At 47.1% G+C, this 18,809-nt stretch carries 14 protein-coding genes; 6 read left to right on the top strand and 8 right to left on the bottom strand.

What is annotated here, in order from left to right:
• Nucleotides 1-1,590: 1,590 nt before the first annotated feature.
• Genes rpsR through rpsF form a run of 3 tightly spaced genes read right to left on the bottom strand, consistent with a single transcriptional unit; the run spans nt 1,591 to nt 2,768 of the window.
• Nucleotides 1,591-1,830, bottom strand: coding sequence for a 30S ribosomal protein S18 (rpsR, locus tag F6I03_RS04620; protein ID WP_083272419.1), 240 nt, complete (start codon nt 1,828-1,830; stop codon nt 1,591-1,593).
• Nucleotides 1,831-1,856: 26 nt separating this feature from the next.
• The gene (gene ssb, locus F6I03_RS04615; protein WP_070430822.1) at nt 1,857-2,444 is read right to left on the bottom strand and encodes a single-stranded DNA-binding protein; all 588 of its coding nucleotides are present in this window, start codon (nt 2,442-2,444) and stop codon (nt 1,857-1,859) included.
• 33 nt (nt 2,445-2,477) lie between these two features.
• Complete coding sequence (gene rpsF, locus F6I03_RS04610) at nt 2,478-2,768, bottom strand: 30S ribosomal protein S6 (protein ID WP_070430821.1); 291 nt, start codon at nt 2,766-2,768, stop codon at nt 2,478-2,480.
• A 236-nt stretch (nt 2,769-3,004) separates the two neighbouring features.
• On the opposite strand from rpsF, the gene F6I03_RS04605 reads away from it, so the two are divergent.
• Nucleotides 3,005-3,877: a fumarylacetoacetate hydrolase family protein gene (locus F6I03_RS04605; protein ID WP_070430820.1), complete on the top strand. Its 873-nt coding sequence runs from the start codon at nt 3,005-3,007 to the stop codon at nt 3,875-3,877.
• Here the strand turns inward: F6I03_RS04605 and F6I03_RS04600 are convergent.
• Nucleotides 3,870-4,163 (bottom strand): hypothetical protein, encoded by a 294-nt coding sequence (locus F6I03_RS04600; RefSeq protein ID WP_070430819.1) that lies wholly within the window; start codon nt 4,161-4,163, stop codon nt 3,870-3,872. The two genes, F6I03_RS04605 and F6I03_RS04600, sit on opposite strands and share 8 nt — an antisense overlap.
• A 170-nt stretch (nt 4,164-4,333) precedes the next feature.
• Between F6I03_RS04600 and F6I03_RS04595 the strand changes: the two genes are divergently transcribed.
• The 5 genes from F6I03_RS04595 to F6I03_RS04575 all read left to right on the top strand — a co-directional run bounded on the left by F6I03_RS04595 (nt 4,334) and on the right by F6I03_RS04575 (nt 12,279).
• Complete coding sequence (locus F6I03_RS04595) at nt 4,334-6,052, top strand: ABC transporter ATP-binding protein (protein ID WP_070430818.1); 1,719 nt, start codon at nt 4,334-4,336, stop codon at nt 6,050-6,052.
• Entirely contained in the window at nt 6,045-7,793 is a 1,749-nt protein-coding gene (locus F6I03_RS04590; RefSeq protein ID WP_070430817.1) for an ABC transporter ATP-binding protein, read from the top strand. The genes F6I03_RS04595 and F6I03_RS04590 overlap by 8 nt, the downstream gene beginning before the upstream one ends.
• Before the next feature lie 1,032 nt (nt 7,794-8,825).
• The gene (locus F6I03_RS04585) at nt 8,826-9,938 is read left to right on the top strand and encodes a lactate oxidase (protein WP_070431521.1); all 1,113 of its coding nucleotides are present in this window, start codon (nt 8,826-8,828) and stop codon (nt 9,936-9,938) included.
• A 147-nt stretch (nt 9,939-10,085) separates the two neighbouring features.
• Nucleotides 10,086-10,991, top strand: coding sequence for an ABC transporter ATP-binding protein (locus F6I03_RS04580; protein WP_070626165.1), 906 nt, complete (start codon nt 10,086-10,088; stop codon nt 10,989-10,991).
• Nucleotides 10,984-12,279 (top strand): ABC transporter permease, encoded by a 1,296-nt coding sequence (locus F6I03_RS04575; RefSeq protein WP_070431520.1) that lies wholly within the window; start codon nt 10,984-10,986, stop codon nt 12,277-12,279. Before F6I03_RS04580 ends, F6I03_RS04575 begins: the two co-directional genes overlap by 8 nt.
• Before the next feature lie 68 nt (nt 12,280-12,347).
• On the opposite strand, the gene gyrA is transcribed toward F6I03_RS04575, so the two are convergent.
• From gyrA to yaaA, 4 genes are all read right to left on the bottom strand, one after another.
• Nucleotides 12,348-14,957: a DNA gyrase subunit A gene (gene gyrA, locus F6I03_RS04570; RefSeq protein WP_070431523.1), complete on the bottom strand. Its 2,610-nt coding sequence runs from the start codon at nt 14,955-14,957 to the stop codon at nt 12,348-12,350.
• 93 nt (nt 14,958-15,050) lie between these two features.
• Nucleotides 15,051-17,030, bottom strand: coding sequence for a DNA topoisomerase (ATP-hydrolyzing) subunit B (gyrB, locus tag F6I03_RS04565; protein ID WP_070431519.1), 1,980 nt, complete (start codon nt 17,028-17,030; stop codon nt 15,051-15,053).
• 18 nt (nt 17,031-17,048) lie between these two features.
• Entirely contained in the window at nt 17,049-18,170 is a 1,122-nt protein-coding gene (recF, locus tag F6I03_RS04560; protein WP_150983075.1) for a DNA replication/repair protein RecF, read from the bottom strand.
• Nucleotides 18,157-18,414: a S4 domain-containing protein YaaA gene (yaaA, locus tag F6I03_RS04555; protein ID WP_070431517.1), complete on the bottom strand. Its 258-nt coding sequence runs from the start codon at nt 18,412-18,414 to the stop codon at nt 18,157-18,159. Before yaaA ends, recF begins: the two co-directional genes overlap by 14 nt.
• Between the last annotated feature and the right edge of the window lie 395 nt (nt 18,415-18,809).

Below are 18,809 nucleotides of genomic sequence, written 5' to 3'. Positions count from 1 at the left end.
TTAGTTGTTTCAGGTAGCAGTGACTTTTATTCTTAGACTATTTAAAGTTTAGCCAGTGAAAATCATATTAATTCATATTACTAAGCAATAAAAATTTTATGGAGCTTCTTCTATGCTCTCAAGGCTACTTAGCTGTTTTAGCCCCTTTTCTAATTAAGTATTCAAATAAATATCGTCTTCAAATCCATCATTAACTTTCAGTACAGTAACTTAATAGTTATAAGGAAGAAATTTTATTGTAGATATCCACTAAGCTTTTGTTTCACGTGAAACACAGCAATAATATCCTATTTCCTTTGAAATTATTTAACTAAATAAATTCATTATAGATAAAGAGATCAATCAACAGTAGAGGAGAGAAGATAAAATAAAATTTAACTATTTACTAGAGATCAATTTTTAAGAAGTTTATACTGACCTTTATTTCACAAAGCCTGGTGTGCTCTCTTCCCAAGTCTCCTTTCTCTATTTCATCATTTTTCCTCTTTCTGATGCTGCAATTCTAGAAACATTTGCAAGCCTAATTAAGACGTCTGCCCAACATTATCATATACCATGAACTCATGAAGTGAATTGATCTAATTATAGTTATTTTCGGATAAAAATCCCTATTTTTAAGTTTGAATAAGTCTATGAGCTGTTTATAGATAAGAATGTTTCACGTGAAACATAGCAGTAAAGATCAATTTATAAAAGATGCTTTCTTTATTGGCTAATTCCAGGAAGGTAATCGATTGATAATGGAGTCCTTTCTGTCCATCACCTTCATTCTTATACGAATAAAAAAGAGTCGGTTAAACTTCCTGCTTATAGCATAGAAGTTAACCGACTCCCTATTTCTTTTTAGAGCCATCCTAGATTTTTTAATACGAGCCAGCTTTATCCCAACTAATCTTTGAAAAATAGTATCTGTGCCTTATTCAAAATTCATTTAATCACTTATCTACTTCTCAAATTTCCTTTTTCTTAGATTTCTAGGTCAATTTAAATCTTATTCTATAAATTATACGAAGACTTAATCATAAAACTTGTTAAAAGGGAGGGCTCGCAGAAATGTTTCACGTGATACAGCAAGAAGCCGTACATTCTCCTTTATATTATTAAGCATACAAAAGATGGGGATAAAGTTAAGCACAGGGCTAAGTCTCTCAATTCCTCAAAAGTTATACACAATTTATTTAGCCGAGCAACAGTTTATACACAAGAAGCTCTAGTCGGAAGCTAAATAAACTTATCCACAACAAAGGATAATAAAAACTGCTTTATCTATCCCAATTTATCTACTAAAGAATGTAAAATGCTATAAATCAGGCAATAATAAGAACATATGTTTTCATTAAAAGAGAGAAACTCCTATTCCCAAAACATCTTATCCACATATCAACAAACTTATCCACTTATAGACAAGCTTGTGGATAGAAGCTGTGGATATGATTAAGGGTGTTCCACGTGGAACAATCCACAAAATCTCAATTCTATCCACACATGTGTATAAAAAGAATTAACATGTGGAAAACTTTTGTTTCAGGAACATATGTTTATACACAGGCATAAAAAAAGCACCCGGTTAATACCCGGTGCTCTCTTCAATTAGTCTTGAACGGTAAATGGTAGTAATGCCATTACACGTGAACGTTTGATAGCTGTTGCTAAAGCACGTTGGTGTTTTGCACAAGTACCAGTTACACGGCGAGGTAAGATTTTACCTTTTTCAGAAATATAACGTTGTAATAAATCTGTATCTTTAAAATCAATATGATCTACATGGTTAGCGCAGAAGAAACATACTTTTCTACGTCTACGGCCACCACGACGACGATTTTGTGCCATGTTCATTATCCTCCTTTATTCCATTTTTAGAATGGCAGGTCATCATCGGCAATATTAATAGACGATCCATCGTTGGATGATGACTTCTGATCATTGCCAGAAGCAAATGGGTTGTCATTGCCAAATCCGCCTGCACTAAACGGAGAAGAATTATCATTAGAGGCAAAAGGATCTTGATTTGCTTGAGCAGCAAATGGATCTTGGTTTTGGTTGCCTGAACCAAAACTATTGCCCTGGTAAGCATTGTTACCATATGAATTACTATTATTAGATTGTGGACGACTTTCAGTTACTGATTTGGGTTCAAGTAAGCTAAAATTATTAGCTAAAACTTCTGTAACGTAAACACGTTGACCTTGTTGGTTTTCGTAGTTACGCGTCTGAATACTCCCTTCGATTCCGACGAGGGAACCTTTCCGGGTAAATTTAGCAAAATTTTCGGCTGACTTACGCCACATCACACAGGAAATGAAGTCTGTTTCAGTTTCACCCTGTGAATTACGAAAGTTGCGATCACAAGCTACTGTAAAGTTAGCAACAGCGATGCCGCTTTGCGTATAACGTAAATCGACTTCTCGAGTTAATCGGCCAACTAATACGACATTGTTAATCATATGATAATCCCTCTCTCGTAATCTTAGTCTTCATTAAGCTTCAATTTTAGTGATCATGTGACGTAAAATGCCGTCATTGATCTTAGCGAGACGGTCAAATTCGTTGATACCTTCAGCATCTTCAGCTTCACATTCTACGAGATGGTAGATTCCTTCGCGGAAATCTTCAATTTCGTATGCGAAACGACGTTTTTGCCAGTCTTTTGATTCAATGATTGAAGTCCCGTTTGAAGTTAAGATATTGTCAAAGTTTTCAACTAAGGCTGATTTTGACGCATCATCTAAATCTGGACGGATAATGTATAAAACTTCATATTTAGTCATTGGCTTTCGCACCTCCTTTTGGTCTTGTGGCTCTCCTCAGTTAGAAAAGAGCAAGGAGAGTATATTCATACTCACAATACTATATTTTAACAGATAGGGAAAGATGGTGCAAGTCATTAGTCAGTAAATTTTCTGCTTTTGACTTGACCGTCTTTAGTCTTCTAGCTTTTTAGGGGCATTTGGCCAAGTGATAGGCTATAATGAAGATAAGAGCTTTTATTGAAAGGGGTATTTCCATGCAATTCTTTAACTATCTCCATCAGGGCCAGCCAGCACTTGGTGGTCATCTGGATGGTAGGCACTATGCCTTGAGCCAATGGATCTTTGAACATGACAATCTATTGCTTCGTTCAACTGATGACCTTATCCAGGCTGACCAGTCCAAGGACTTAATCGACCGACTCCAGCGCTTAACTAGCCAAGACCTGCCTGTCTTAGGAACAGACATTGATTTTCTTCCTGCGGTCTTAGCGCCAGAAAAGATTCTCTGTGTCGGGCTCAACTACCAAGACCATATTGATGAGGTAGACCGGTCCGATGCTCGTGAAGAACCGACTATTTTTTCTAAGTTTAATAATGCCCTAGCGGCTTGCGGGCAGGGGATTCCTTTCCCAAGCTACGGTAAGCAGCTGGATTATGAGGCTGAATTAGTGGCCATCGTAGGAGAAGAGATTAAAGACATTCAGCCTGAAGACTTTCGACCGGACATGATCTTTGCCTATACAGCAGGCAATGACCTCTCCTTGAGGGACCGGCAGTTTGCGAGCAGCCAGTGGTTGGTTGGGAAGACAGGCGACGCTTTTGCTCCCTTGGGTCCCTATATCACATTATCCGACCAGCTGGATCCTCAAGGGATCAAGATTAGCTGCCAGGTAAATGGCCAAACGGTCCAAGAAGCTTCAACCCAACAGATGATTTTCTCTATTCCTGAAATTGTCAGCTACCTCTCCCGGCACATGACCCTTAAGCCAGGTGACCTTATCTTTACGGGGACTCCGGACGGCGTTATTGCAGGTAAAACGAGTGAGGACCAAGTTTGGTTGCAAGTTGGCGACCAAGTCTGCGTTAGTATCGAGGGAATTGGTCAATTGGAAAATCGGATTATTTAAGCGAGCCTTTCATCTGAACGAGTTTGACGAGCACCGTAAGATAGATGAAGCCGGCAACAATCACTAATAAATAGGCAGGTAAATGAAATAAGTAAACCATAACCAGGATAAAGGCCAGGACGGTGCCGGCAAATAAGAGGCTGACTCCCAATCCTTGAGCGAGTAGGTGGTTATGCTTGGCCTGGTCTTGGTCGAAGCTGTAGAAAGCGATACGGTCCTGCTTCAAGGCCCAAAAGCCCATGCCCAGGCTCAACAAGGCCAGGATTAAAATGATGAGATAAAGCATCCGAAATCCTCCTTTTTATTATTAATTGTATTCTACCGGATTTATTCTAACTGCTGCAAATTAGAAGAGCTAAGTTCTTTTACTCGCTTGCTGGCTTGGCCTGTGCTAAAGTGGAGGGTACGCATTATGGATTATCAGCGATACTTTAATTAGATTGGAGGCACACAATTGTGCAAGTATTTGCTTACCTGAGAGCTTACCGTTGGCGGATCTTACTTGTGATTTTACTGACTTTCGGGAATGCTCTGGGTGAACTTTTTCTACCTAAATTAATGTCTACTGTAGTTGACCAGGGGGTGGCTAACGGGGATACCCAGCTGATTCTAAGGATAGGGGGCGTCATGCTCCTTGTCGTTCTCATTACCGTCCTCTGCCGGGGATCTGCAGCCTATCACTCAGCCAAGGCGGCCATGGGCTTCTCCCGGGATGTCCGCCACCAGATGTACACCAAGGTCAACCATATGACCTTCGATGAAACGGAAGACTTTGGGATTTCTTCCTTGATTACACGGACAACCGATGATGTCAACCAGATCGAACAGATGGCCTTGATGGGGATGCGGCCCTGGGTCCGTGGCCTCTTAATGTTCGTGGGCGGGCTGATTATGGCTTTGACCACCAATCTTCGTTTGTCCTTTGTCATTTTTCTCAGTCTGCCCCTGATCCTTATCGGGACTTACATTGTTTTCCGCGTGGCCCTGCCTTACTTCCCTAAGTTGCAGGCCTATCTGGACCGAATCAACCTGCTTTTTCGCCAACGTTTGACGGGATTGCGGGTTATTCGCGCCTTCTCGCGTAACCATTACGAGGAGGAAATCTTCAGTCAAGCCAATGAGGACTACTACCAAACCGCCCTCAGAGTTAACCGCATTATGATTACCGTCATGCCCTTACTGACCATTATTTTGAATTTTTCCTTAGTGGGTGTGGCTTACTTCGGTTCTCACTTGATTGACCAAGGTGACCTACAGATTGGGGATATGATGGCCTATCTTCAATACATTACCCAGGTTCTCTCTGCTCTCATTATGATTTCCCACCTCTTAACCATGCTGCCGCGGACCTTTACTTCTGCCCAACGGGTTAATGAACTCTTGACCTATCCAACCCGTGAAATCGGCGGCCAGGTCAGTCTAAAAGAGCCGATTCAGCGGATTGAGGCGCGCGATTTGACCTTCTACTATCCAGGGGCTAATCTGCCTGCCTTGAAAGCCATTAATTTCAGTGTTGAGCGCGGTCAAACCCTGGGGATTATTGGAGGGACAGGGTCCGGTAAATCCACCCTGCTCAAGCTCTTACTCCAGTTCTATGACCCAAGTTCAGGACACCTACTGATCAATAACCAAGAGATTGAAGACCTGGAAGCCGCCTCTGTGCGGGACCAAATGAGCTATGTGCCCCAGCAGAATTTCTTCTTTACCAAGTCTATCCGCGACAACTTGTCCTATAGTAATGAGGCGGTTAGCGATGACCAATTGCTTAATAACCTCAGCATTGCCCAGGCCCGTGACTTCCTGCCCGAAGAAAGCCCACTCGACGAAGCTATGATTCGCGGGGGCAATAACTTCTCGGGCGGCCAACGCCAGCGCCTAGCCATTGCCCGGGCCTTGAGTCGTCAAGTTCCTGTCTATATCTTCGACGACTCCTTCTCTGCTCTCGACTATCAAACAGATTATGAGCTCCGCCAGGCCCTGCAGGAAGCCCTCGACCAGGCCATTCTAATTATTGTCGCCCAGCGTGTGGCCACTATCCGCCATGCTGATAAGATCCTAGTCCTTGATAATGGTCAGGTCAAAGGCTTCGGCAGCCATGAGGACCTGCTGATCAATAATCAAATTTACCGTGAAATTGCCCTAAGCCAAGGAGAGGAGGCGGTTGACCATGCCTAAAAAAACACAAAAAACCTTACCCCGGCTCCTTGCCTATCTCGGCCAGTACAAACTCTTCTTGGGCCTCAGTGTTCTAGCGACCTTAGTCATCGCTGCTTGCGATATCATTGCCCCACGCATGATGGGGGACCTCACCAGCCAGCTCTTCTCCGATGTCCAATCTGGCCAGGCCATTAACTTCCAAGCTGTGGGCAGACTCTGTGTGATTTTATTGGGGCTTTACTTGGCCCTCGCTGTCTTTAATTTCATCCAAGGCCAGCTGCTCACTTATATCTCCCAGAACTTTATCCTCAGGCTGAGAGAAGAGGTCTCACATAAGGTCAAACATATCCCTCTAGCCTACTTCGACCAATCCCGTACAGGAGACCTCTTGAGTCGGATGACAAGCGATGTGGAAATCCTAGGCAAAAATATCCAACAAACCATCAGCCAGGTCTTCTATGGGATTATTCTCCTCCTAGGTATTATCGTAATGATGCTCCGAATTTCTGGTATCATGACAGTTATTTTCTTCATCACGATCCCCATGAGCTTCTTTGCCACTCGGTTCATCACCAACCGGTCTCAGAAATATTTCCGGGCCAAAGCAAAAGGTCTGGGCGCCATGGTAGCTTACGTTGAAGAAAGCTTTACCGGTACCGATCTCATCAAGGCCTATAATTATGAAGACCGGTCGGACAAAGAATTCCGTAGCTATAATGACAGACTCTATAATGTCTCCTATCGGGCGAGCTTCATGGCTGGGGTCCTCTTACCCGTGATGACCTTCGTCAGCAATATGGGTTACGTTGCCATTGCCATTGTCGGTGGACTCCTCGTCCTCGGTCAGAAGATCTTAGTCGGGGACGTCCTTGCCTTTATCCAGTATAGTCAAAAGATGACCCGTCCGATCAATACTATGGCTGAAATGGCCAATCTCCTCCAAGAGACCATGGCCTCAGCCGACCGGGTCTTCGAATTCCTGGATGCTCCGGAAGAAATCGACCGCGATGACGCAAGGATTGAAGCCCCTATCGAAAGTATCAGCTTCGACCATGTGGGCTTTGCTTATGAAGCCGGCCATCCCATTATCAAAGACCTCAGTTTAGAAGTCGACCAGGGCCAAACCATTGCTATTGTTGGTCCAACAGGTGCCGGAAAGACTACCTTAATTAACCTCCTCCTGCGCTTCTATGATGTCAGCAAGGGAGCTATCCGGATCAACGGGAAGGACATCCGTCAGGTTCCAAGGGATAACCTGCGCAAACATTTTGGCATGGTCCTCCAAGATACCTGGCTGCTTCAAGCCAGTATCGAAGAGAATATCCGCTATGGTAAGGCTGGAGCAAGCCAGGAAGAAGTTATCCAGGCCGCCAAACAAGCCCACTGCTACCACTTCATTGAGAGCCTCCCTGAAGGCTTCGACACCGTGCTCAACGAAGAAGCCTCCAACATCTCCCAAGGCCAACGCCAGCTCCTCACCATCGCCCGGGCCTTCATCTCGGACCCCGACATCCTCATCCTGGACGAAGCCACCTCCTCCGTCGACACACGGACAGAAGGCCTCATCCAAGAAGCCATGGCCAATCTCATGACTGGGCGCACCAACTTCGTCATCGCCCACCGCCTCTCCACCATCGTCGACGCCGACCGCATCCTCGTCCTCGACCAAGGCGACATCGTCGAACAAGGCAGCCACCAAGAACTCCTCGCCCTCAACGGCACCTACGCCCAACTCTACCAAAGCCAATTCGCTGAGTAAGGAAAGGGTGTGAGCAAAGGCGGTTGGAAAGGGATGACTGGAGGCAAAAGGGATAAGAGCGGCTAGCAGCCGATCGTTCCCTTTTGCTGAAGTCACTCCCTTTCTGCCTTGGCGAACCCGACTAGAAAGGGTGTGAGCAGTTGCGTTCAGGCTGGAATGACTGGAGCCCAAACGGAAAAGAGCGGCTGTAAGCCGATCGTTCCGATTGGGTGAAGTCACTTCAAGCCTGCAACTGCGAACCCGACTGAGGGTGTGAGACTTGGCGGTTAGGCTCGGATGATTGGAGCAAGTCAGAAAAAGAGCGAAGCATTCGCTCTTTTTCTGACTTGTGAAATCACTCCGAGTCTGCCAAGTCGAACCCAACTAAGAAAGGGTGTGAGCAAGAGCGGTTAGACTTGAATGATTGGAGGCTCATCGAAAAAGACTGACGCCAGTCAGACGTTTCGATGAGCTGAAATCACTTCAAGTCTGCTCTTGCGAACCCGACTAAGGAAAGGGTGTGAGAGGATGCGGGAGAAAGTGACCTCTGGAGTAAAGAGCCAGAGAAGACTGAAAGTCTTCGGCGGATCTTTGCGAAGAGGAGCCCTTTCTGCATCCTCGAACCCGACTAAACAGGGTGTGAGTCAAGGCGGTTAGAAGCTTACCACTGGAGCACGAACGAAAAAGAGCAAGCTCTGCTTGCACGTTTCGATCGTGTGAAGTGGAGAAGCTTCTGCCTTGGCGAACCCAACTCGGTCACAAGCCGCCCCATTCAAATACAACTAATAACCAAGCAACAAGCTAGCCAGGCCCCGAACAGCCTGGCTAGCTTGTTTTCATTATCGGAGCTGCTAACAGCTCAGAGCCGTAGATAAAAACACATAAGAATTATTGAAAGCTTAAACCATTCTCAACACCTATAGGTCACCTGGAAAAGTTTTTATCAAAAAGTAAGCGTTTTATTTTTGAAATGAAGGCTTTTATGTTAATTTAGAAGTGTAAAGAAAGTGTTTTCATTAAGCTTTCATTATTCACAGAAAAGGAGAAAAAATTATGTCAGCCGAATACAAAGCACCTTCTGAGGTGAAAGATTTAACCATTTACAACACGATTGAATTAGAGGACTTAGCTAAAGAAGTTATGCCTAAGGGAGGGTTTGACTACCTAGCCGGCGGTTCTGGGGAAGAATTTACCTTAAAACGCAATGTCCAATGCTTTAAATCGCAAGGGATCCTTCCCCGTGTCTTGGCCAATGTAGAGTTTCCAGAGACAGAGACTGAAATTTTTGGTGAAAAATTGAAAGTACCTTTCATCATGGCACCTATTGCTGCCCACGGCCTAGCCCACGAAACCAAGGAAGCTGGGACAGCCAAGGGGATTTCTGAATTTGGCGGAACGATTATGTCCATTTCTGCTTATTCCGGCGCAACCTTCCAAGAGATTGATGAAGGCCTCCAAGGTAACCCGCGCTGGTTCCAAATTTACATGGCTAAAGATGACGAATTAAATATCAATATCCTCAACGAGGCTAAGGCAGATGGCGCCTCCGCTATTATTCTGACAGCTGATGCGACGATCTCTGGTAACCGGGACCGCGATGATAAGAATGAATTTGTCTACCCCTTCGGCATGCCCATTGTTTCCCGCTATCTGACCGGAACTGGGGAGAACATGTCCCTCAACAACATCTATGCCCAATCTAAGCAAAAAATTACCCCACGTGATGTGGAATTTATCAAGAAACATACAGACCTTCCTGTCTTCGTTAAAGGCCTGCAAACGGCTGAAGATGCCAACGTAGCTATCGGTGCAGGGGCTGATGGTGTTTGGGTATCGACGCACGGTGGCCGGCAATTAGACGAGGCACCCGGCTCCTTTGAATGCTTGGCTGAAGTAGCTGACGCAGTCGCTGGCCGTGTTCCCATTGTCTTCGACTCCGGTATCCGCCGTGGCGAACATATCTTCAAGGCCCTGGCCCAAGGTGCCGACCTGGTCGCTCTAGGCCGTCCGGTTCTCTTCGGCTTGGCTCTAGGCGGTTGGAAGGGTGTCCGCTCCGTCTTCGAATACTTCGAAACCGACCTCAAACGGGTTATGCAATTGGCTGGTACCCAAAATATTGACCAAGTCAAGGCAGCCCGCTTGAAACCCTTAGATAACTGGAACTAAGACACATTTACCTGGCTCTCTCTCTTGGGGGAGCCAGTTTTTTTTCATTATTTTGCCTGGATGCCTTAAACTTCAATTTATCTCTCTTATCCCACATGCTATACTAGGGATAAATTAATTTTAAGAAAAAATAAATGAGTGACTACCATGCTTGAAGCTAAGCACCTGACCAAGACTTTCGGCCAGAATGTCGCGGTTGATGATGTCTCCTTCCAGTTGGAGAACGGTAAAATTCTCGGCATGATTGGCCGTAACGGGTCAGGTAAGACCACCATCTTCCGGATGATCTTGGACTTTTTGACCCCTGAAAATGGAGGCAGTGTGACCTGGAATGGCCAGGCCATGAGTACCCAGATTTATAATATTATCGGCTACCTACCGGAGGAGCGGGGGCTCTATGAGAAGATGTCTATCGAAGAGCAGATTGTCTACTTCGCTGAACTACGGGGGATGCAACGGAAAGATGTTCTCGCCCGGATTGATGAGTGGATGGACCGCTTCCAGGTTAAGGGCAAGCGCCAGGACAAGATTAAGACCCTGTCTAAGGGGAACCAGCAGAAGGTCCAACTGATTGCCACCCTCATCCATGAACCTGAATTTGTGATCCTGGACGAGCCCTTCTCTGGCTTAGACCCGGTCAATGCCGACCTGCTCAAGGCAGGGATTCTCTACTTGAGAGACCAAGGCAGCTCGATCATCTTCTCCAGCCATAATATGGACAATGTTGAGCGACTTTGCGATGAATTAATTATGATTCACGACGGCAAGCGCGTGCTCTACGGGCCCATCCACCAAGTCCGTGAAAGCTTCGGCAATACCCGGCTCTACCTGGAGACCGACCAATGGACGACTGAACAATTGGCTGGACTGGAAGGGGTGGACAAGGTTGAAGTCGACCGGCCCGGCGTCTACCAGCTAGAACTTCAAGATGAAAGCTACGGTCCGAAAATCTTCGACCAAGTGACTCAAGGCCACTATATTAAGACTTTCAGCCAACAACCGCCCACACTCGAAGCAATCTTCAAGATGAAAGCAGGTGGCTCCAATGAATAAATTATGGACTGTTGCTAAGAGTGTTTACCGCAAGAATGTTTTTTCCTGGTCCTTTGTCTGGATGGTCGCTTCGCCTCTCATCATGGTTGGTGTCTTTGGCCTGATCGGTTACTTTATCGGTCAAAGTGAAGCGACAAAGTCAGGAGATATCGCTCTAATCCAAGCTTCCCCTGAGATCCAACACATCGTAGAGGAAAATAAAGGCCACAACCAGATCATCCTAGATCTCAACCAGGAGGAGGCCCAGGCTGCCTTACGCGATGATAAGATTGATGGCTACCTTGAAGTTGGCGAAGAGGAGGGGCAAATCAAGGCCAACTTCTTCCACAAAACGACCTCTAGTGATGTGAATTTAGATACGATTGAAAAAGGCCTCCAAGATTTACAAGTCTTACAATTGGCAGAAAGTCTAGGGCTCAGTCAGGATGACCTGGCCAAGCTCCAAAACCAATCTGTCGCAATCAATGTCAATAACTTGAATTTCGGGGAGGACGGCAAGCTCTCCCAAGAAGAGGGGAATTCGGTCAAGTATATCATTCGTTCAGGCATGGCCTATTTTACTTGCTTTATTGTTTTCTTCTTTATCATCTCCTATGTCAATATCATTGCCCAAGAGATTGCGGCAGAGAAGGGCTCGCGGATTATGGAAATTATCCTCTCCAGTATCCCTGCCCGTACCCATTTCTTCGGCAAAATGATTGGAGTGGGGCTCATGATCCTGACCCAAATTGCCTGCTATCTCGTCCTCTACCTCCTAGGGGCAGCTGCCTTCACCACTTCCCTCGTCAGCCTGCCGATTCCAGAAGAGCTCTTAGAAAACCTGCATCTGGGAAGCCTGATCCAAGAAGCTATACCGATCTTTGCCCTGGGCCTGGTTTTTGCCCTCATTGGTATCCTAATCTATACCAGCTTTGCGGGCTTCCTCGGCTCTCTGGTTTCCAAAACGGAAGACGTCCAAAAAACCATCATGCCTGTCGTCTTCCTAGGGGTTGCGGGTTTCTACATCGGCCTTTTCGCCTTTGCTTCCTCAGCCAACAATGCCTTGGTGCGGATTAGCTCACAGATTCCTTTCTTCACTCCCTTCGTGATGCCCTTCCGTGTTGCGGGTGAGAGTGTTTCAAACTTCGAAATTGGCCTTTCTATCGTGCTCAGCCTCATTACGATGGTCGCCATCTTCTACCTATCAGCGGCCTTCTACAAGAGCAATGTCCTCACTTATAGCGACAAGGGCATGGTCGATACCCTGAAACGGTCTTGGACCCTCTGGCGCAGCGAGAAAAAGGCTTAAATAGCCAAACAAAAACTTCCATAAGAAAAAGCCAGCTTGCGAGCTGGCTTTTTTGCTTAGTTTTTTTTCTAGTCTTGGTCGTCTTCCTCGTCCAAGAGTTCATTGGTGAAATCGTGGAGATTCTCTTGGATTTGGTCATCTGACAATCGTGCTTGGGGAAGGTCCTGGTCCTCATAAACCGATTGGTCACTGTCTTCGGTTTCTTCATTAACCTTCTCCGCAATCGCTGCGAAGTCTTCTTGCTTGTCTTGGTCTGAGCTGCTTCCTTCAGTGCTTTCTTCCGACTCTTCTTCGGCTTCGACCTTGGCCATGGTGGAGACCTTGGCCTCATCGTTCAAGCGCATGAGGCGGACACCTTGGGTCACCCGACCCGTTTGGGAAATATCAGCCGCTTGGAAGCGAATAACCACTCCTTCATCCGTCATAAGCATGATATCTTCGCTTAAATCAACGGTGGTCATCCCAACAAGCAATCCATTCCGCTGGCTGGCATTGATGGTCTTGACACCCTTGCCCCCACGCTTACGAATCGCATATTCGCTAGCTGGGGTCCGCTTGCCATAACCATTTTCAGTCACTACTAGGACGTCATCGTCTTCGCCTAAGATGGCCGCACCAATCACATAATCTCCTGGGTCTAGGCGGATCGCTCGGACACCTGTAGCTGTCCGGCTCATGGACCGGGCATCTTGTTCATTGAAGCTGACCGCATAGCCCTTATGAGAAGCTACAATCAGGTTACGCTGGCCATTGGTGAAGAGAACATCGACGAGTTCGTCGCCCTCTTTGAGATTAAGGGCAATCAGACCATTGTTGCGGATATTGAAGTAATCGCGAACGGGGGTCCGTTTAATCACACCCTGGCGCGTAATAAAGGCCAGGTAGCCGTCAGAATCACTTTCATGGTCAATTGGAGTCACATTGATGGCATCACGCACCTTCTCATCCTCTTCCAAGTTCAAGAGGTTGACGATTGGGATTCCCTTGGCTTGCCGGCCATATTCCGGAATCTCATAGCCCTTCATCTGGTAGACCTTGCCCTTGTCCGTAAAGAAGAGAATTATATCATGGGTTGAAGTGGAGAACATGGTTTCAATATAGTCCCCATCATTCATGCTCATCCCTTTGACACCGAGGCCCCCGCGGTTTTGGACGCGGAATTCATCATCGGCTACCCGTTTGATGTAACCATTCCGGGTCAGGGTCACAAGAACATTTTCTTCTTCGATAAGGTCTTCGTCTTCGAGGCTGGTGATTTCACCGACACGAAGTTCAGTCCGGCGTTCATCCCCGTAGCGGGCCTGGATTTCCAGCAATTCTTGGTAAATAATTTCATAACGCTTCTCTTCGCTGGCTAGGATTTCAGTCAAGCGGGCAATTTCAGCCATCAGTTCCGCATGTTCCTTGTCAATCTTTTCCCGTTCTAAGCCGGTTAGGCGGACCAGGCGCATGTCGAGGATGGCTTGGGCTTGCTTATCCGAGAGCTTGTACTGGGTCATGAAGATTTCCTTGGCTTCGTCGCCTGAGCGGGAAGACCGTAAGATATTGACGATTTCATCAATATGGTCCAGGGCCACCTGTAAACCTTCCAGGATATGGGCCCGGGCTTCGGCCTTTTTCTTCTCAAAGATCGACCGGCGCCGGATAATTTCTTCCTGGTGGTCTAAGTAATAGGTGAGGATTTCCTTGAGACTCAGGGTCTTCGGCACACCATTAACGATGGCCAACATATTAAAGTTGAAATTAGCCTGGAGCTGGGTCAGCTTGTAGAGGTTGTTGACGATGACACTAGCGCTGGCATCCTTGCGGCATTCCACCACAATCCGCATACCGTCCCGGCCAGATTCATCCCGTACAGCGGTAATCCCTTCAATCACCTTATCACGGGCCAAATCGGCAATCCGTTCCACTAACTTGGCCTTGTTGACCATATAAGGAATCTCATGAATAACGATCCGCTCACGCCCACTGGACATTTGGTCAATATCGAGCTTGCCGCGGACAATGATGCGACCTTGGCCGGTTTCATAAGCCTTGCGGATACCTGACTTACCGATCACAATTCCTCCTGTTGGGAAGTCTGGACCAGGCAGGGCTTCCATCAATTCAGCAGTCGTCGCTTCAGGATTCTTCATCAGGGTGTGGATGCCTGAGATGACTTCATTGAGGTTATGGGGTGGAATATTGGTGGTCATCCCCACCGCAATCCCCGTTGCCCCATTCACTAAAAGATTAGGGAAGCGGGAGGGAAGAACTTCTGGTTCGCGCTCTTCCCCATCATAGTTGGCGATGAAGTCGACGGTATCCTTGTTAATATCCCGTAGCATCTCGGTCGCGATCTTGCTCATGCGTGCTTCGGTATACCGCATAGCAGCTGCCTGGTCCCCATCGATGGAGCCGAAGTTCCCGTGGCCGTCTACTAGCATATAGCGGTAGGAGAAGTCCTGGGCCATCCTGACCATCGATTCATAGATAGCGGAGTCCCCATGGGGGTGGTACTTACCCATGACGTCTCCGACAATCCGTGCTGATTTCTTATAAGGTTTATCTGGGGTAACCCCCAATTCATTCATACCGTAGAGAATCCGCCGGTGGACGGGTTTCATCCCATCACGAACATCCGGTAGGGCCCGTGCCACGATAACACTCATGGCATAGTCGAGGAAGGATGTCCGCATCTCATGGGAGATTTCTCGACGTTCTAATCTATTGTCTAAAGCCAAAATACTAGCCTCCTATTCTAGCTTGTCTGGTCGTCCGAATGATGATGACTAAAGGTCGATCGTTGCATAAGTCGCGTTCTCTTCGATAAAGTTCCTCCGTGGTGCCACATGGTCGCCCATTAACATGGAGATCATTTGGTCGGCTTCAACCCCATCCTCAACGCTAACTTGGAGCATGCGGCGGCTGCTTGGGTCCATGGTAGTATCCCATAACTGTTCCGCATCCATCTCACCCAGCCCCTTATAACGTTGGACAACTGGTTTAGGACGCTCAGGGAGGCTGGCCATATAAGCCTCTAATTCTGCATCCGATTCAATATACTGGATCTTCTTTCCTTGGCGCACTTGGTAGAGGGGAGGGACCGCAATATACACATAGCCTGCATCTAAGAGCGGGCGCATGTAGCGGTAGATAAGGGTCAATAAGAGGGTCCGGATATGGGCCCCATCGACATCGGCATCCGTCATAATGACGAGCTTGTGGTAGCGGGCCTTGGAGACGTCAAAGTCATTGCCCCAGCCCGTTCCCATGGCCGTAAAGAGAGAACGAATCTCTTCATTGGCTAAGATCCGATCCATAGATGCCTTCTCAACATTCAAGATCTTCCCGCGGATAGGTAAAATGGCTTGGAAGTGGCGGTCCCGGCCATTCTTAGCAGAACCCCCAGCCGAATTCCCTTCGACGATAAAGAGTTCGCATTCTTCTGGGACCCGGCTCGAGCAATCCGCCAATTTACCTGGCAAGTTAGAGATCTCTAGACCCGACTTCTTCCGGGTCATTTCACGGGCCCGCTTGGCAGCCTTCCGTGCCTTGGAAGCGACTAGGCCCTTATCGACAATTTGCCGGCCGATATTGGGGTTCTCTAAGAGGAAGGTCGCAAAGTGTTGGCCAAAGAGACGGTCCGTAATGGTCCGGACCTCTGAATTGCCTAGCTTCATCTTGGTCTGCCCCTCAAATTGAGGATCAGGGTGGCGGACCGAAACAATCAGAGTTAGACCTTCACGGACATCTTCACCCGTCAGATTCTCATCATTATCCTTGAGAATATTGACATTCCGGGCATAATCATTGATCGTCCGCGTGAGGGCTGTCTTAACTCCCGACTCGTGCGTCCCGCCTTCAAAGGTATGGATATTGTTGGCAAAGCTCAAGAAGTTCACATGGAAGTCATCCGTATATTGGAGGGCTACTTCCACTTCAATATCATCCTGCTCGCCTTCTAAATAGATGGGTTCAGGGAAGAGCGGTGTCTTGTTCTGGTTGAGGAAGTCAATATATTCCTTAATCCCACCTTCGAAGTGATAGCTATATTCAACCGTTTCTTCTTCTCTTTGGTCGGAAAGTGAAATCCGCAAGCCCTTGTTCAAGAAGGCTAATTCCCGAGTTCGTTTATTCAAAATCTCTCGATCATAGACGGTTGTTTCTTGGAAGATCTCGTCATCTGCCTTGAAGGTCACGACCGTTCCTTGTTGGTCAGTCTCTCCAGTCACTTCAAGCTCCGTCATAATCTTCCCACGGCTGTATTCTTGGTGGTAGATCTTCCCCTTCTTATAAACATCGACATGGAGCCATTCAGAGAGGGCATTCACGACAGAAGCCCCAACACCGTGCAGACCGCCGGAGACCTTGTAAGAGCCCCCGCCGAATTTCCCCCCGGCATGGAGGACATTGAAGACAGTTTCTACCGCCGGGCGGCCCGTTTTTTCTTGGATATCAACAGGGATACCCCGGCCATCATCCGTGATCCGAATGATATTGTCTGGCAAAATTTCAATTTGGATATGCTTGGCAAAGCCAGCCAGGGCCTCATCGATCGAATTATCGACAATTTCCCAAACCAGGTGGTGGAGGCCGGTTGCACTGGTCGATCCAATATACATCCCAGGTCGTTTACGGACCGCTTCAAGGCCTTCTAGGACTTGAATTTGGCTTGCATCATAGCTCTCCGCTAGGTGGGCTAATTCCTCCTTACTGCGTTCGTCGTGGTTTTCTTGCGCTTGGTCTTCAAACTGTTTCTCATCTGCCATCGCTTTCCATCACTCCTTCTAGTCATCCAATCGTTGGACTTGTCCCTGTGCAATCTTAAACAATGCCGGTTCATCAATCTGTTCTTCCTGGACCCCATCGAGACTGGTTGTCGTCAAAAAGGTCTGAACTTTCCTTTCAATGGTCTTGAGCAAATGGGTCTGCCGGTCATCATCCAGCTCGCTCAAGACATCATCCAATAAGAGAATGGGGTATTCCCCGGTCATTTCCTGCATACACTCAATTTCTGCTAACTTCATGCTCAAAACAGTCGTCCGCTGCTGGCCCTGTGAGCCAAATTTTTGGACATCTTGGCCGTTAATTAAGAATTGGAGGTCATCCCGATGGGGGCCAGCCAAGCTCACCCCACGGTCAAGTTCACGCCCACCTACTTCTTCAAATTTAGCCAAGAGGGCCTCATAGACCTTCTCCTCAGAAAGCTCCTGGGGCAGGTTCACTGCCGTCTGATAGCGCAAGCTGAGCGCCTCTTTCCCTAAGGATATCTTATCGTGGAGGTCGCTGGCCCAAGCCTCTAACTTATCGAGAAAGGCCAGACGCTGGCAAATAATTCGAGCCCCGGCGGCAGCGACTTGCTCCGTCAAGATCTCCAGGTAAAGCTTGTCTTGGGCTTGGTGGGTCAATAATTGCTTCAAATAGGCATTCCGTTGCTTCAACATTTGTTGGTAGTCAACGGAGGTATGGAGGTAAAGGGGGCTCATCTGACTGAGCTCCATATCAATAAATTTACGCCGCAAGTGCGGGGCCCCCTTGACCAAGTCCAAATCTTCTGGGGCAAAGAGGACCACATTCAGGCGGCCAATATAATCACTCAAGCGGCGCTGCTCGAGGTGGTTGACCTTGACCAGCTTGCCCCGTTTGGTGAGCTGGACACTCAAGGGCATCTGGCCAAAACGGTTGCTGATTCGGCCCTCGACCCTTGCCTCCTGGCTCTCCCAGCGCAAGAGCTCACGGTCATGGTTAGTCCGGTGGCTGCGGGCCAGGGAGAGAATATAAATTGCCTCCAGGAGGCTGGTCTTCCCCTGGGCATTATCGCCTATAAAGACATTAATCCCTGGGGAAAAACTGACTTCTGCGGATTCATAATGTCTAAAATTAAACAAGCGGATCTCATCGAGGATCATGGGCATCATCCAAAGCCGTGCCGGAAGCACTGACAAGCTGGAAAATGGCTTCTTCGGCAGGTACTTCAACTACTGAACCTGGATAAATCTTACGTCCCCGACGCTGGTCCTGTTCACCATCAATATAAACTGCAAATTCAGACAGGTACCATTTGGCTTGTCCACCCGTTGCAATAATGCCAGTTTCCTTCAACAACTGGGTCAGGGTCATATAGTCTCCTGTTATCTCAATCGTCTCAGTCATTGCGTCACTTCCTTTCCCTCTTTCCTAGCTTCAGCTAAATAAAAAATCGCAATCCCTGCTCGAACCGTCAGAGATTTGCGATTTAGCCAAATACGAGCCAAAGCGGTCGTCGCAAATTAAAAAATCTATAGCTCATTTAGATCTATACTGTCAATTCATATTATACCCTAAAAAACGCTTTTTTGCAATGAGACCTCCTTATGAGCCCTCTTTTTATTGGGAAGGAAATTCGTCTCCACATCATAAAAAGCTTTCTCAGGACAAAATAAGGCCAGTTTAAGAAAATACTGCTTTTATTTTTGTGAAAGCCGGCCATTCAATCGGTGGAAGCCATTAGCTATGATAAATGCAAGTTATTTCAGGCTCTTTTAAATTTTGATTGACAAAAGATCCAC

It is taken from the genome of Aerococcus sanguinicola, assembly GCF_008726925.1.
Classification (GTDB): Bacteria; Bacillota; Bacilli; order Lactobacillales; family Aerococcaceae; genus Aerococcus.
Note: the sequence above shows the minus strand (reverse complement) of the source record. Positions and strands in the feature narration are given on the sequence as shown.